This is a genomic window from Brachybacterium sp. NBEC-018 (assembly GCF_024860185.1).
Lineage (GTDB): Bacteria > Actinomycetota > Actinomycetes > Actinomycetales > Dermabacteraceae > Brachybacterium > Brachybacterium rhamnosum.
The window spans coordinates 1,595,688-1,609,212 of the sequence record NZ_CP100650.1 but is presented as its reverse complement, the minus strand read 5'-3'; the positions used below and the strand labels follow the sequence as shown (position 1 = coordinate 1,609,212).

The 13,525-nt window shown below is 73.3% G+C and carries 11 protein-coding genes; 7 read left to right on the top strand and 4 right to left on the bottom strand.

The window, feature by feature from the left end:
- Positions 1-42: 42 nt before the first annotated feature.
- Positions 43-1,446 (top strand): GntP family permease, encoded by a 1,404-nt coding sequence (locus tag NLU66_RS07155; protein WP_259362239.1) that lies wholly within the window; start codon positions 43-45, stop codon positions 1,444-1,446.
- 94 nt (positions 1,447-1,540) lie between these two features.
- On the opposite strand, the gene NLU66_RS07150 is transcribed toward NLU66_RS07155, so the two are convergent.
- Positions 1,541-1,825 carry a GlsB/YeaQ/YmgE family stress response membrane protein gene (locus tag NLU66_RS07150; RefSeq protein WP_259362238.1) on the bottom strand — a complete coding sequence of 95 codons (285 nt, stop codon included), beginning with the start codon at positions 1,823-1,825 and terminating at the stop codon, positions 1,541-1,543.
- 298 nt (positions 1,826-2,123) lie between these two features.
- On the opposite strand from NLU66_RS07150, the gene NLU66_RS07145 reads away from it, so the two are divergent.
- From NLU66_RS07145 to NLU66_RS07125, 5 genes are all read left to right on the top strand, one after another.
- Positions 2,124-3,338 (top strand): inorganic phosphate transporter, encoded by a 1,215-nt coding sequence (locus NLU66_RS07145; protein WP_259362237.1) that lies wholly within the window; start codon positions 2,124-2,126, stop codon positions 3,336-3,338.
- Between the two features lie 2 nt (positions 3,339-3,340).
- Positions 3,341-3,625, top strand: coding sequence for a hypothetical protein (locus NLU66_RS07140; protein WP_259362236.1), 285 nt, complete (start codon positions 3,341-3,343; stop codon positions 3,623-3,625).
- Positions 3,626-3,642: 17 nt separating this feature from the next.
- Entirely contained in the window at positions 3,643-4,413 is a 771-nt protein-coding gene (locus tag NLU66_RS07135; protein WP_259362235.1) for a DUF3349 domain-containing protein, read from the top strand.
- Between the two features lie 91 nt (positions 4,414-4,504).
- A complete protein-coding gene (locus NLU66_RS07130) occupies positions 4,505-8,398 on the top strand; it encodes a Pls/PosA family non-ribosomal peptide synthetase (RefSeq protein ID WP_259362234.1) in 3,894 nt (1,297 codons plus the stop codon).
- On the top strand, positions 8,395-9,774 hold the full coding sequence (locus NLU66_RS07125) for a M1 family metallopeptidase (protein ID WP_259362233.1): 1,380 nt from the start codon (positions 8,395-8,397) through the stop codon (positions 9,772-9,774). Before NLU66_RS07130 ends, NLU66_RS07125 begins: the two co-directional genes overlap by 4 nt.
- A 297-nt stretch (positions 9,775-10,071) precedes the next feature.
- Here the strand turns inward: NLU66_RS07125 and NLU66_RS07120 are convergent, their stop codons facing one another.
- Together NLU66_RS07120 and NLU66_RS07115 are read right to left on the bottom strand one after the other, a co-directional pair.
- Positions 10,072-10,710: a 4'-phosphopantetheinyl transferase family protein gene (locus NLU66_RS07120; protein WP_259362232.1), complete on the bottom strand. Its 639-nt coding sequence runs from the start codon at positions 10,708-10,710 to the stop codon at positions 10,072-10,074.
- 77 nt (positions 10,711-10,787) lie between these two features.
- A complete protein-coding gene (locus NLU66_RS07115; protein WP_259362231.1) occupies positions 10,788-11,546 on the bottom strand; it encodes an SDR family NAD(P)-dependent oxidoreductase in 759 nt (252 codons plus the stop codon).
- Between the two features lie 132 nt (positions 11,547-11,678).
- Here NLU66_RS07115 and NLU66_RS07110 point away from each other — a divergent pair, with 132 nt between their 5' ends.
- A complete protein-coding gene (locus NLU66_RS07110) occupies positions 11,679-12,305 on the top strand; it encodes a TetR/AcrR family transcriptional regulator (protein WP_259362230.1) in 627 nt (208 codons plus the stop codon).
- A 79-nt stretch (positions 12,306-12,384) separates the two neighbouring features.
- Here NLU66_RS07110 and nrdF read toward each other — a convergent pair whose 3' ends face one another.
- A complete protein-coding gene (nrdF, locus tag NLU66_RS07105; RefSeq protein ID WP_259362229.1) occupies positions 12,385-13,353 on the bottom strand; it encodes a class 1b ribonucleoside-diphosphate reductase subunit beta in 969 nt (322 codons plus the stop codon).
- Positions 13,354-13,525: the final 172 nt, after the last annotated feature.

Sequence of the window (13,525 nt, the reverse complement as noted above, 5' to 3'; positions counted from 1 at the left end):
CTTCACACCCCTCACCCCTCACCTCGACAAAGGAGTCCGACGATGGACGATCTCGTCCTGAACTGGGATCTCGGCACGGGCGGTCTGCTGATCCTCGCCGTCGCCGCGATCGCCGGCCTGCTCGTCATGATCATGGCGCTGCGCATGCACGCCTTCCTCGCCCTGCTCATCACGAGCCTGCTCACCGCCGTCATCGCCGGCGTGCCCGCCAACCGCCTGCTCGAGGCGATCGGCTTCGGCTTCAACTCGACGCTCGGCAACGTCATGCTGCTCGTGGGCCTCGGGGCGATGCTCGGCCGCATGATCGAGGCCTCCGGCGGCGCCCAGGTCCTCGCCGAGAAGATGATCGACCTGTTCGGCGAGCGCCGTGCGGGCATGGCCCTCTCGGTGGCCAGCCTCCTCATGGGCTTCCCGATCTTCTTCGACGCCGGCCTCGTCGTCATGATGCCGATCATCTACGCGGTCGCCCGCCGCACCGGCGCCTCGTTCCTCTCGATCGCCCTCCCGAGCGCCGTCGCGTTCTCGGCGATGCACATCTTCTCCCCGCCGCACCCCGGCCCCGTCGCCGCCTCGAACATCATGGGCGCCGACGTCGGCCTCGTGCTCCTCGTGGGCCTCGTCTTCGCACTCATCATCTGGGCGACCGTCGCGCCGCTCGCCGGCAAGGTCTTCGGCGACCACATCCGCGTGCCCGTCCCCACGATCCTCGACTCGAACTCCGAGGAGACCGGCTTCGAGTCCCGCCCGTCGGTCCCCGCGATCATCTCGATGCTGCTGCTGCCGCTCGTCCTGATCCTGCTCAACACCGGCCTGAACACCCTCGCCGCGACGAAGGACGACCCCGACGCCTTCAAGGCCCTGCCGGTCGTGCAGGTGCTGCGCGTCCTCGGCGAGACCCCGATCGCGCTGCTCATCACCGTGCTCGTCTCGATGGTCGTGCTCGGCTGGGGCGCGGGGAAGAGCGGCACCCTCATCGAGAAGATCCAGGACTCCGCCCTGGGCCCGATCTGCTCCGTCGTCGTCGTCACCGGCGCCGGCGGCATGTTCGGCGGCGTGCTGCGCCTGACGGGCATCGGCGACGCGGTCGCGGGCTCCCTGAACAGCCTCGGCATGCCCGTGATCGTCGCGGCCTTCCTCATCGCCCAGATCGTGCGCATCGCGCAGGGCTCGGCGACGGTCGCGCTGACGACCGCCGCCTCCCTCATGACGGCCGTCGTGGCCGCCGGGGACTTCAACGCCCTGCAGGTCGTCGCGATCGTCATGGCGATGTCCGCGGGCTCCGTGGGCGTCTCCCACGTCAACGACTCGGGCTTCTGGCTGGTCTCGCGCTTCTTCGGCCTCTCGATGAAGCAGACCCTCGCCAGCTGGACCCTCATCCAGACCGCGATGGCCGTGATCGGCTTCGCGCTCTCGCTCGTGCTGTTCGGGGTCGCGTCGGTCGCCTGACCCGCACCCGGAACGGCGGAAGCCCGGGACCGATCGGAGGATCGGTCCCGGGCTTCGTCGTTCCCGGGGCCGGCACGGGGCCGGCCGGGAGGGCTCAGGCGCGGTTGCGCGTGGCCAGGCCGTAGATCGCCATGACGACGATCGCGCCGACCACGGCGAGCAGGATCGTGCCGATGCTCCAGGGGTTGTTCATGATCCCCGAGATGCCCTTGCCACCGAAGAGGCTGCCGATGAAGCCGCCGACGACGGCGCCGACGACTCCGAGGACGATGGTCATGCCCAGGCCCATGGCCTGCTTGCCCGGCATGACGGCGCGGGCGAGCAGCCCGATGATGGCGCCGATGATGAGCCACGAGATGATCAGGCCGATGAGACCCATGTCGTTCTCTCCTTTGGTGGTGGGGGAAGGGAGGAGGCGCAGGGGCCTCCGCCGTCATTGTGCTCCCCGACGAGCCGGAATGCCCAGAGCTCGGACGGACACGCCGGTCATGGCGACCGCACGGTAGAGCGAGCCCCTCCTGTGGCACGCACGGGAGGGCCGGCGCCAGCAGGCGCGGAGGCGGTGCGTGTGATCTCGCGAACTCCCGCGGGCATCCCCGCACGTGGAAGGTGAACGACAGATGAACGGCCCGATCGGCGGGTGGCACGGGGGCAGTTCCCGGCCGCATCCTGTCGTCATGACCGGAGAACTCGTCATCCTCCTGCTGCTGATCGTCACGGCAGTCGCGTTCGACTTCACCAACGGCTTCCACGACACCGGCAACGCGATGGCGACCTCCATCGCGACCGGCGCGCTGAAGCCCAAGGTCGCCGTCGCGCTCTCGGCGATCCTCAACCTCGTCGGCGGGTTCCTCTCCGTCGAGGTCGCGGTCACCGTGACCACCTCGGTGCTGAAGATCCAGGACACCGACACGGGCGCCCTCATGGCCGGCCTCGATGCGGAGACGGCGATGTTCATCATCTTCGCCGGCCTCGTCGGCGGCATCCTGTGGAACCTGCTCACCTGGCTCCTGGGCCTGCCCTCCTCCTCGTCCCACGCCCTGTTCGGCGGCCTGCTCGGTGCGGGCCTCGCGGCGCTGGGGACCTCCGGCATCAACTGGTCCGGCCTCACCGCGAAGGTGATCATCCCGGCCCTGCTCTCCCCCTTCATCGCCGGCCTCGTCGCCGCGATCGGCGTGTGGCTCGTGTTCCGCGTGACCCGCGGCGTGCGCGAGGCCCGCCGCGAGCGCGGCTTCCGCTACGGACAGATCGCGACCGCCTCCCTCGTCTCCCTCGCCCACGGCACGGGCGACGCGCAGAAGACGATGGGCGTCATCGCCCTCGGCCTCATCGCCCACGGCACCCTCTCCGACCAGGAGATCGAGGCCAACGGCCTCCCGGTCTGGATCATCGTCCTGTGCGCCGGCGCGATCGCGCTCGGCACCTACCTGGGCGGCTGGCGGATCATCCGCACCCTCGGCAAGGGCCTCGTCGAGCTCGACTCCCCGCAGGGCATGGCCGCCGAGGCCTCCTCCGCGGCCATCATCCTGACCTCGAGCCACCTCGGCATGGCGCTGTCCACGACCCAAGTCGCGACCGGCTCGATCATCGGCTCCGGCGTCGGCCGGCCCGGCGCGAAGGTGCGCTGGGGCGTCGCCGGCCGGATGGTCGTCGGCTGGCTCATGACCCTCCCGGCCGCCGCGATCGTCGGCGCCGTGACCTACTTCCTCGGCCACCTCGTGGGCGGCGTCGGCGGCGCCTTCCTCGTCTTCGGGATCCTCGTGGTCGCCGGCGGCGCGATCTACCGCCGCTCGCAGCAGCAGAAGGTCGACCACACCAACGTCAACGCCGAGTGGGAGGGTGAGGGCACCGAGCTCGCGCCCGAGCTCGCCACCGCAGGGAAGGACGCCTGACCATGGACATCGACCTCACCTCGATCGCCACCAGCACCCTCAGCGTGATCGTCGTCGGCATCCTGCTGGGCGCCGGTCTCCCCCTCCTGTTCAGCCTCGGCATCGTGCTGCAGGACCGCGGCGCCGGCGGCGAGCACGCCGACGGCAGCATCACCGCGCCGAACCCGGCCGCGCGCTACGCCTCCTGGGCGATCTTCGCGGTCGTCGCGCTCGTGGTGCTCTACGGCCTGCTGTTCATCACCAAGGGCTCGATCAGCCACTACCTGGGCATCGAGCTCCCCCTCTGAGCCGGAACGGACCGACCATGGCCAACCCCGTCAGCCGTGTCCTGGACTGGCTGCACGCCGGCTACCCGGACGGCATCCCGCCCCGCGACTACACCCCCCTCCTCGCGCTGCTCACCCGCACGCTGAGCGAGTCCGAGGTCGACGAGATCGTCGCCTCGGTCATCACCGAGAACCCCGACGGCCGCATCGCCCCCGAGGCGGTCCACGAGAGCATCGAGCAGCGCAAGCGCGCCGCCGCGACCCCGGAGGACGTGCACCGCGTCGCCGGGCGCCTCGCGGCCGTCGGCTGGCCGCTCAGCGACTCCCCCGACGACGACGAGCTCCGCGCCGTGGCCCGCGCCCACGAGGCCGCCGCGGGCGCCGGCACGAGCACCGCCACCGACGCCGACGGCGGCACCGTCGGCCCGGCCGTTGGCACCGCCGTCACCACCGGCATCCCCGGGGGGATCCCGCCCCTGGATCCCGCCGCCGACGGCGCCGCGCTCGAGGTCCCCTCCCCGAACGCCGCCCAGCGGGTCATCGCCTGGCTCACCGAGGGCTACCCCGACGGCATCCCCGCCACGGACCGCGTGCCGCTCATGGCGCTGCTGCGCCGCCGGCTCACGGACGAGGAGGTCGAGGAGGTCGCCGCGCGGCTGATCGACGACGCCCGCGCCGGGGACATCGACACCGTCGACGCCGGCACGCTCATCACCCGCTACACCGACGAGCTCCCCGCCGAGCAGGACATGGCGCGCCTCGCCTCCCATCTCGCCGAGAAGGGCTGGCCGCTGCGCGCCGAGGGCTGAGGTCCCCAGCGGAGGACGTGCAGGTCACACCGCACGGCAGGTCCCGTGGACGCTCCCGGTCCCCCGGCGGGCGAAGGTCGACAATCATGAGGTGACAGACCCCGTGCCCTCCCTCCTCCCCGAGCTCCTCGCCGGTGACCGCGCCCCCGCCGCGCGCACCCTCGTCGACGTCCTCGCCCGGACCGTCGCCGCGAACGGCGACGCCCCGGCCCTCGACACGGGACTGACCTCCCTCACCTACCGCGAGCTGCACGACGCCGCGGACGAGGTCGCCGACCGGCTCGCCGCGATCGGCGCGGGCCCCGGCGACGCCGTGGGCGTGCGCATCGCCTCCGGCACGACGGACCTCTACATCGCGATCATCGGGATCCTGCTCGCCGGCTGCGCGTACGTGCCGGTCGACGCCGACGACCCCGACGAGCGGGCCCGCGTGGTCTTCGAGGAGTCCGCCGCCGTGGCCGTGATCGGCGACGAGCTCGCGATCACCACGACCGACGCCGGCGCCGGCCGTGCCCCGCGCGAGCGCGCCGAGGTCACCCCCGCCGAGGACGCCTGGATCATCTTCACCTCCGGCTCCACCGGCAGGCCCAAGGGCGTCGCCGTCTCCCACCGCAGCGCCGCCGCCTTCGTGGACGCCGAGTCGCGGATGTTCCTCCAGGACGCGCCGATCGGCCCCGGCGACCGGGTCATGGCAGGGCTCTCCGTCGCCTTCGACGCGAGCTGCGAGGAGATGTGGCTCGCCTGGGCCTACGGCGCCTGCCTCGTGCCCGCGCCCCGCTCGCTCGTGCGCTCGGGCGTGGACGTCGGCCCCTGGCTGACGGCGAACGCGATCACGATCGTCTCCACGGTCCCCACCCTCGTCTCCCTCTGGCCGAACTCCGCGCTGGAGAAGGTGCGGCTGCTCATCATGGGCGGCGAGGCCTGCCCGCCCGAGCTCGCCGCCCGCCTCCAGGCGCCCGGCCGCGAGGTCTGGAACACCTACGGCCCCACCGAGGCGACCGTCGTCGCCTGCGGCGCGCAGCTCGACGGCCAGGGCCCCGTGCGGATCGGCCTCCCCCTCGAGGGCTGGGACCTCGCGGTCGTCGACGAACAGGGCGTGCCCGTGGCCGCCGGCGGCACCGGCGAGCTGATCATCGGCGGCGTGGGCCTCGCCCGCTACCTCGACCCCGCCAAGGACGCCGAGAAGTACGCCCCCATGCCCACCCTCGGCTGGGAGCGCGCCTACCGCTCCGGGGACCGCGTGGTCAACGACCCCGCCGGCCTGCTCTTCGCTGGACGCGCGGACGACCAGATCAAGCTCGGCGGCCGCCGCATCGAGCTCGGCGAGATCGACGACCAGATGCTGCGCCTGCCCGGCGTCGTCTCCGCGGCCGCCGCCGTGCGCCGCACCGCCTCCGGCAACCAGCTGCTCGTCGGCTACCTCACCGTCGACGCCGCCTACGACGCCCCTGCGGCGCGCGCCCTGCTGCGCGAGCGCATGCCCGCCGCGCTCGTGCCCCGGCTCGCGGTCGTCGACGAGCTGCCCACCCGCACCTCCGGCAAGGTGGACCGCGACGCGCTCCCCTGGCCGCTGCCCGCCGCCGGCACCGAGCAGGACGGCGGCTCCTCCCTGCACGGCACCGCCGCCTGGATCGCCGAGATCTGGGCGGACGTCCTCGGCGCGGAGGTCACCACCGGCACCGAGGACTTCTTCGACCTGGGCGGCGGCTCCCTCACCGCGGCGCAGGTCGTGGGCCGCCTGCGGGAGCAGCACCCCGAGGTCGCCGTCGCCGACGTCTACACCCACCCGACCCTCGCCGGCCTCGCCGCCGCGGTCGAGTCGATGGGCGTGGCGACCGCCCGCAGCGACCGCGAGGTCCCGCCGCTGCGCCGCACCTTCCAGCTCGCCCAGCTCGTGGCCCTGCTGCCGCTGCGGGCGCTCGGCGCGCTGCGCTGGGTGGCCTGGCTGCTCGTCGCCTCCGCCCTCGCCTCCGCCGTCATGGACCTGCCGTGGCTGCCCGCGGTGCCGCTCGCGGTGACGGTCCCGCTCGCCCTCGTCGTGCTGCTGCCGCCGGTGCGGATGACGATCGCGGCCCTGCTCGCCCGTCTGCTGCTCGCCGGGGTCCGCGAGGGGACGCACCGCCGCGGCGGCCTCGTGCACCTGCGGCTGTGGGTCGCCGAACGGGTCCAGGAGGAGCTCGGGGCGACCCACCTCACCGGGGCCCCGTGGATCCCGTTCTACGCCCGCGTGCTCGGGGCGCGCCTGGGCCGCGACGTGGACCTCCACTCCCTCCCTCCCGTCACCGGCCGCCTCCACGTCGGCACCGGCGCGAGCGTCGAGCCGGAGGTCGACCTCGCGGGGACCTGGATCGACGGGGACACCCTGCACATCGGCACCGTGCGCATCGGCAAGCACGCCCGGGTGGGCGCCCGCTCGACCCTCGGCCCGGGCGCGCGGATCGGCCACGACGCGGAGGTCGGCCCCGGCAGCGCCGTGCTGGGCGAGGTGCCCGCCGGCGAGTTCTGGTCCGGCTCCCCCGCCTCACGCCGCGGCCGGGCCCGCGGGCCCTGGTCCCCCGAGCACCCCTCCCGCAGCCCGCTGTGGCTCGCCGCCTACGCGGTTCTCGCGCTCCTCGTCGGCTCCCTGCCCGGTCTCGCCGTGCTCGCCGGGACCGCCGTGCTGCTGCCCGCCGCGAACGGCACCGCATCCCTGCGCGAGGCGATCCTCGCCGCGCTCCCCTGGCTGCCGCTCGCCGCCCTCGCCGGCTACCTGCTGCTCGGCCTCGGCGTGCTCGTCCTGACCCGGCTCTTCGCCCTCGGCATCCGCCCCGGTCACCATCCCGTGCGCTCCGCCGCCGGGGTGCAGATCTGGGGCACCCTGCGCCTGCTCGACGAGGCCCGGAACTGGCTGTTCCCGCTGTACTCCGGGGCGCTCACCCCGATCTGGCTGCGCCTGCTCGGCGCGAAGGTCGGCAAGGGCGTCGAGGCCTCGACGGTGCTGCTCATCCCGAGCCTCGTGCAGGTGGGCGATCACGCCTTCCTCGCCGACGACACCATGGTGGGCTCCTACGAGCTCGGCGGCGGCTGGATCCGCGTGGAGCGCGTGAAGGTGGGCCGCCGCGCCTTCGTCGGCAACTCCGGCATGCTCGCCCCCGGCCGCAAGGTCCCCAAGAAGTCGCTCGTCGCCGTGCTCTCCGCGGCGCCCCGCCGCACCGCCGCGAAGGCCGGCAGCTCCTGGATGGGCAGCCCGCCGCGCCGGCTGCGCCGCACCGGCGGCGAGGCCGACGAGTCCCGCACCTACGCGCCCGCACGGCGCCTGCACGTGTACCGGGGCCTCGTGGAGACCTGCCGGATCGTGCCGCTCCTGCTCGCCGTGCTCCTGCACGCGGCCGTCGGTGCGACCCTGCTCGCGCTGCTCGTGCGGCCCGGCGACGGCCTCGCCGCCGCCCTGCTGCTCGGCGGGCCCGTGCTGCTCGCCGGCTCGATCGCCGCGGCCCTCGTCGCGGTGCTCGCGAAGTGGCTCGTCGTGGGCCGCCACCGCGAGGGCGAGCACGGCCTGTGGACCTCCTTCGTGTGGCGCAACGAGCTCGCGGACACCTTCACCGAGGTGCTCGCCGCGCCCTGGTTCGCCCGCGTCACGACCGGCTCCCCCGCGCTCGTGTGGTGGCTGCGGGCGATGGGCGCCCGCATCGGCCGCGGCGTCTGGTGCGAGAGCTACTGGCTGCCGGAGACGGACCTCGTGACCCTCGGGGCGGGCGCGACCGTGAACCGCGGCTGCGTCGTCCAGACCCACCTCTTCCACGACCGCGTGCTGAGCATGGACACGGTGACCCTCGACGCAGGTGCGACCCTGGGTCCGGGCAGCGTGATCCTCCCCGCCGCCCGGATCGACCGCCACGCGACCGTGGGACCCGTCTCGCTGGTCATGCGCGGCGAGCGCGTGCCCCCGGGCACCCGCTGGACCGGCAACCCCATCAGCCCCTGGGCGGAAGAGGAGAGCGGATGAGCTCGCAGAGCAGCCATCACCACGGCGGCAGCGACCCGTACGTCCCCGGCCACGGCGACGCCAGCTACGGCGTGCTCCACTACGACCTGGACCTCGTCTACAAGGTCGACACGAACCGGCTCGACGCCGAGGCGACCCTCACCTGCCGCGGTCTCGCCGACGCCCCGTCGCTGCGCCTGGACCTGCGCGGCCTCACCGCTCGCGCGGTCAAGGTCGACGGGAAGCCCGCGAAGCACACGCACGAGGGCGGCGCGCTCACCGTGAAGCATCCCGTGCGCGAGGGCGAGGAGCTCACCGTGCACGTGAAGTACGCGGGCAAGCCGCACCCGGTGTCCTCGAAGGTGCTCGGCAGCGCCGGCTGGGAGGAGCTGACGGACGGCGTCATCGTCGCCGCGCAGCCCCACGGCGCGCCCTCCTGGTACCCGTGCAACGACCGGCCGGACGACAAGGCGACCTACACGATGCGGGTCGCCGCCCCGCCCAGCCATTGGGTCGCCCTCGCCGGGGAGCTCGAGGGGAAGCGGCGCAGCGGCGCCGTCACCACCTGGTCCTACCGCCAGGACGTGCCGATGCCGACCTACCTCGCGACCGTGCAGATCGGCCGGTACACGCCGGTCGAGCACGAGGGCGGCCCGGTGCCCGTGCGCACGCTCGTGCCCTCCGGGGTGGGCGAGCGGGACCTCGCGCCGACCTTCGGCCGGCAGGGCGAGATGGTTGCCTTCTTCGCGGGACTGTTCGGCGACTACCCCTTCGGCTCGTACACGGCGGTGATCACGGCCGACGACCTCGAGATCCCGCTCGAGTCGCAGGGCCTGTCCACCTTCGGGAAGAACTTCGTGGGCGAGGACTGGGAGTCCGAGCGGCTCGTCGCCCACGAGCTCTCCCACCAGTGGTTCGGCAACGCCGTGACCCTCGCCCGCTGGCAGGACATCTGGCTGCACGAGGGCTTCGCCTGCTACTGCGAGTGGCTGTGGGCGGAGGAGACGGGCCGTGCGAGCGTCGCCGAGGAGGCGCGCCGTCACCACGCCGGCCTCGCCCGCAAGAAGCAGGACCTGCTGCTCGCGGATCCGGGCCCCGAGCTCATGTTCGACGACCGCGTCTACAAGCGGGGCGCCCTCACGGTCCATGCGCTGCGCCGCCGCGTGGGCGACGAGGCCTTCTTCGCCCTGGTCTCCTCGTGGATCGCGGAGCACTCGGGCGGCTCGGTCACCACCGAGATGTTCGAGGAGCACGCCCAGGCCGCCGCCGGGGACGACGACCTCTCCGACCTGTTCGGCGCCTGGCTGCACGAGCGCGAGCTGCCGGACCTGCCGGACGAGCCCGCGCCGCGCGAGCCCACCCATCGCGGACTGCGCGGACTGTTCAGCCGCTCCTGACCCCTGCCCCGGGACCCGTCGTCCGGCCACCGGGCCTGCCATGCCGGGTCGCCCTCGTCGGCCACCGGTCCGTCGGCCGGGCTGCGGGACCTCTTCGACCGCATGTCCGCTCATGGGGCCCGACCCGTACGAAGAGGTCCCGCAAGCCCCGGGGACACGGGACGTCGTCGCGCAGGTCCCCGGCTTTTCGGCCCCATCTGCGCGATGACGTCCCGTCCCCGCCGCGGCTCCGCCCGATGGGCCGACGGGGGCCGACGGGCCGACGGGTCGACGGGCCGCACGATCGCGGGCCGCGGATCAGTCCGGTGGGCCGGCCGGCAGCGCGACCGCGGCGACGAAGCCGGACGGCGCCGCGACCTGCCGCACGTCGACGTCGGCGAGCCGGATCTCCGGCATGGGCGTGCGCAGGCCCGTGCCGAGCAGCTTGAGCACCGCCTCCTTGCCGGCCCACAGCCGGGCCCGGCCCTCCGCCGTGCGGGCGAGGTGCTCCTCCCCCGGGGCGAGGACGAGCGACGGGTCCCAGCGGTCGTCGACCGCGGCGATCTCCTCGATGTCCACGCCGATCCCGCCTCCGAGGTGCACCGCGGTCAGCAGGTGGGGGCCGGACCGGGACAGGCTCACCCCGATCCCGGCATCGCTCTCGACCCTGTTCCGGAGCCCGATGCTCTCCGCACGCCCCGTCACCCGAGCCCAGGGCCGCCCGTGCGCGGAGGAGCCGCAGGCGGGGCACAGACGCCCGGTGCGCACGGCGTCGGCCGGCACCCCGGCGAGCGCGGCGACCTGCGCCCGGAGGGCGGCGTCGGCGTCGACCGCCAGGTCGTGGAGGCGCACGGTGGTCGCGGACCCTCGGCCGGTGATCGACGTCCCCCGGCCCGGCAAGGCGTCGCCGCGCCCGTCGCCGCGCCCGGCGCCGCCCCAGTCGCCGGTGCTCCCCATCCTCTGCCCCTCCCCTGCACGCACGTCTCTCGCACGACACAGTGCCACAGCATCCGCGGGGCTCCTGCCGCGGAGGCTCAGGGGTAGACCTGCACCTCGCCGCCGTCGACGAACAGCTCGCTGCCCGTCATGAAGCTCGAGCGGTCGGAGGCGAGGAAGAGGACGGCCTCGGCGATCTCCGTCGGTGAGCCCAGGCGGCCCAGCGCCGTGCTCCGGGCCATGCCCTCGAGCATGGGCGCGAGCCGCTCCGGGTCCCCGGCGAGGCCGCGCAGCCCGGGGGTGTCCGTCGGCCCGGGGACGATGACGTTCACGCGCACGCCGCGCGGGGCGAGCTCCGCCGCCCAGACCCGCGCGAACTGGCGCAGCGCCGCCTTGGTCGCGGAGTAGACGCCGAACCCGGGGACCCCGCGGCGGGCCGAGGTGGAGCCGGTGAGCACGATGCTGCCGCCGTCGACCATCAGCGGGAGCGCCTTCTGGACCGTGAAGACGGTGCCGCGCACGTTGATCCCGAAGGTCCGGTCGAAGCTCTCCGGCGTGAGCGTCTCCAGCTCCTGCCCGGACTCCCCGCCGCCGGCGTTCGCGACGAGCACGTCGAGCCGGCGGCCGTCGTCGGCGATCCGCGCGAACAGGCGGTCGAGGTCGTCGAGGTCGGAGACGTCGTTCCGGATCGCGATCGCCCGCTCGCCCAGGGCCTCGGCGGCGGCCTCGAGCTCTCGCGTGCGCCGTCCCGTGAGGTAGACGTGGGCGCCCTCCTCGACGAGACGCGTGGCGGCGGCGAGCCCGATGCCCGTGCTGCCGCCGGTGACCAGTGCGGTCTTCCCGATCATGTGACCCATGTCTGTCCATCCTCTGTGCGGGTGCGGCGGGCGTGCCGGGATGCTGGGGTCCCGTGCCCGCACCGGTTCTTGACCGATCGGTCCAGATTAGGCGTGCTGGACCGATCGGTCAAGAACCAGTACGGTGACGGCATGGCACGACCGAGACAGTTCGACGAGGACGCCGTGCTCACCGCCGTCTGCGACCAGTTCTGGGACGCGGGCTACGCGGCGACCTCCCTGCAGGACCTCATGCAGGTCAGCGGCCTGGGCAAGGGCAGCCTCTATGCCGCCTTCGGGGACAAGCACGCGCTCTTCCTCCAGGCGCTGCGCCGCTACACCGAGTCGCTCGACCGCGGGCTGCGGGCATCCTTCGACGAGGCGCCGAGCGCCCTCGAGGCGCTGCGCTCCTTCGTGATGTCACCGGTGGGCGACCCCGAGGGGGCGGCGGCCCGGCGCGGCTGCCTCCTGGCCAACAGCACCACGGAGCTCGCCTCGAGCGACCCCGATGTGGCGGCCGAGGCCCGGCGGGCCTACGAGGCGACGACGGCGCTCCTCGCTGAGTGCGTGGAGCGGGCGCAGCACGAGGGCGACCTGCCCGGCTCCACCGACCCGGTCGCCACCGCGCGGGCGCTGCTCGCCGCGCAGCAGGGGCTGACCTTCATGGGGCGCTCCGGGATGGACGTCGGGACGCTGCGGACGACCGCCCGCACCCTCGCGGACGAGCTGCTGCCGGCACCCCCTGTCGCGACCGCTGCGGCCGGCACGCGCGCCTCATAGAAGCGACGGGGCCCGGGCCTGCGCCGCTGCGCAGACCCGGGCCCCCTCCGCCCCGGCATCCCGGGGCGGGCTCAGGAGATCAGAAGTCCCAGTCGTCGTCGTCCGTGTCGACGGCCTTGCCCATGACGTAGCTCGAGCCGGAGCCGGAGAAGAAGTCGTGGTTCTCGTCCGCGTTCGGGGAGAGCGCCGCGAGGATCGCGGGGTTCACCTCGACCTGGTCCGCCGGGAAGAGCGCCTCGAAGCCGAGGTTCATGAGCGCCTTGTTCGCGTTGTACCGCAGGAAGGTCTTGACCTCCTCGGTCCAGCCCACCGGGTCGTAGAGGTCCTCCGTGTACTCCTCCTCGTTCTCGTACAGCTCGAAGAGCAGGGAGAAGGTGTAGTCCTTGAGCTCGGCCTGGCGCTCCGCGGAGGCCTGCTCGTAGGCCTTCTGGAACTTGTAGCCGATGTAGTAGCCGTGCACGGCCTCGTCACGGATGATCAGGCGGATGATGTCCGCGGTGTTCGTGAGCTGGCCGTGGCTCGAGTAGTGCATGGGCAGGTAGAAGCCCGAGTAGAAGAGGAAGGACTCGAGCAGCGTCGAGGCGATCTTGCGCTTCTCCGGGTCGTCGCCCTGGTAGTAGCCCATGACGATCCCGGCCTTCTTCTGCAGCGCGGAGTTCTCCTCGCTCCAGCGGAAGGCGTCGTCGATCTGCTTCGTGTTCGAGAGCGTCGAGAAGATCTGCGAGTAGGACTTCGCGTGCACGGACTCCATGAACGCGATGTTCGTGTACACCGCCTCCTCGTGGGGGGTCACCGCGTCGGGGATCAGGGAGACCGCGCCCACCGTGCCCTGCACAGTGTCCAGGAGCGTGAGCCCCGTGAACACGCGCATGGTGAGGGTCTGCTCCTGCTCGGTGAGCCGGCCCCACGACTGGATGTCGTTGGAGAGCGGCACCTTCTCGGGGAGCCAGAAGTTGCCGGTCAGGCGATCCCAGACCTCCTGGTCCTTCGGATCCGGGATCCGGTTCCAGTTGATCGCCTGGACGGTCGTCTTCAGGTGGTCGTTCACCGCAGCCTCACTGTCACGTCTGGGAGTTGATCGTCGCCAGTCTAGGCGGGCGCGGCGGCCCGGAGCGGGCCCGCCGGGCCGTGGCGCAGTGGGGCTTCCCACCCGCCCCGGGGCGGCCCGCGGGAAGACCAAGGTCGGGGGCGTGCGACGGGTCCCGCGACCTACCGTGGGA

Coding starts and splice junctions, on each gene's coding strand:
- NLU66_RS07155 (WP_259362239.1), top strand. CDS start 43: ATGGACGATCTCGTCCTGAACTGGGATCTCGGCACGGGCGGTCTGCTG.
- NLU66_RS07110 (WP_259362230.1), top strand. CDS start 11,679: ATGGCACGACCGAGACAGTTCGACGAGGACGCCGTGCTCACCGCCGTC.
- NLU66_RS07135 (WP_259362235.1), top strand. CDS start 3,643: ATGGCCAACCCCGTCAGCCGTGTCCTGGACTGGCTGCACGCCGGCTAC.
- NLU66_RS07125 (WP_259362233.1), top strand. CDS start 8,395: ATGAGCTCGCAGAGCAGCCATCACCACGGCGGCAGCGACCCGTACGTC.
- NLU66_RS07120 (WP_259362232.1), bottom strand. CDS start 10,710: ATGGGGAGCACCGGCGACTGGGGCGGCGCCGGGCGCGGCGACGGGCGC.
- NLU66_RS07145 (WP_259362237.1), top strand. CDS start 2,124: ATGACCGGAGAACTCGTCATCCTCCTGCTGCTGATCGTCACGGCAGTC.
- NLU66_RS07150 (WP_259362238.1), bottom strand. CDS start 1,825: ATGGGTCTCATCGGCCTGATCATCTCGTGGCTCATCATCGGCGCCATC.
- NLU66_RS07115 (WP_259362231.1), bottom strand. CDS start 11,546: ATGGGTCACATGATCGGGAAGACCGCACTGGTCACCGGCGGCAGCACG.
- NLU66_RS07140 (WP_259362236.1), top strand. CDS start 3,341: ATGGACATCGACCTCACCTCGATCGCCACCAGCACCCTCAGCGTGATC.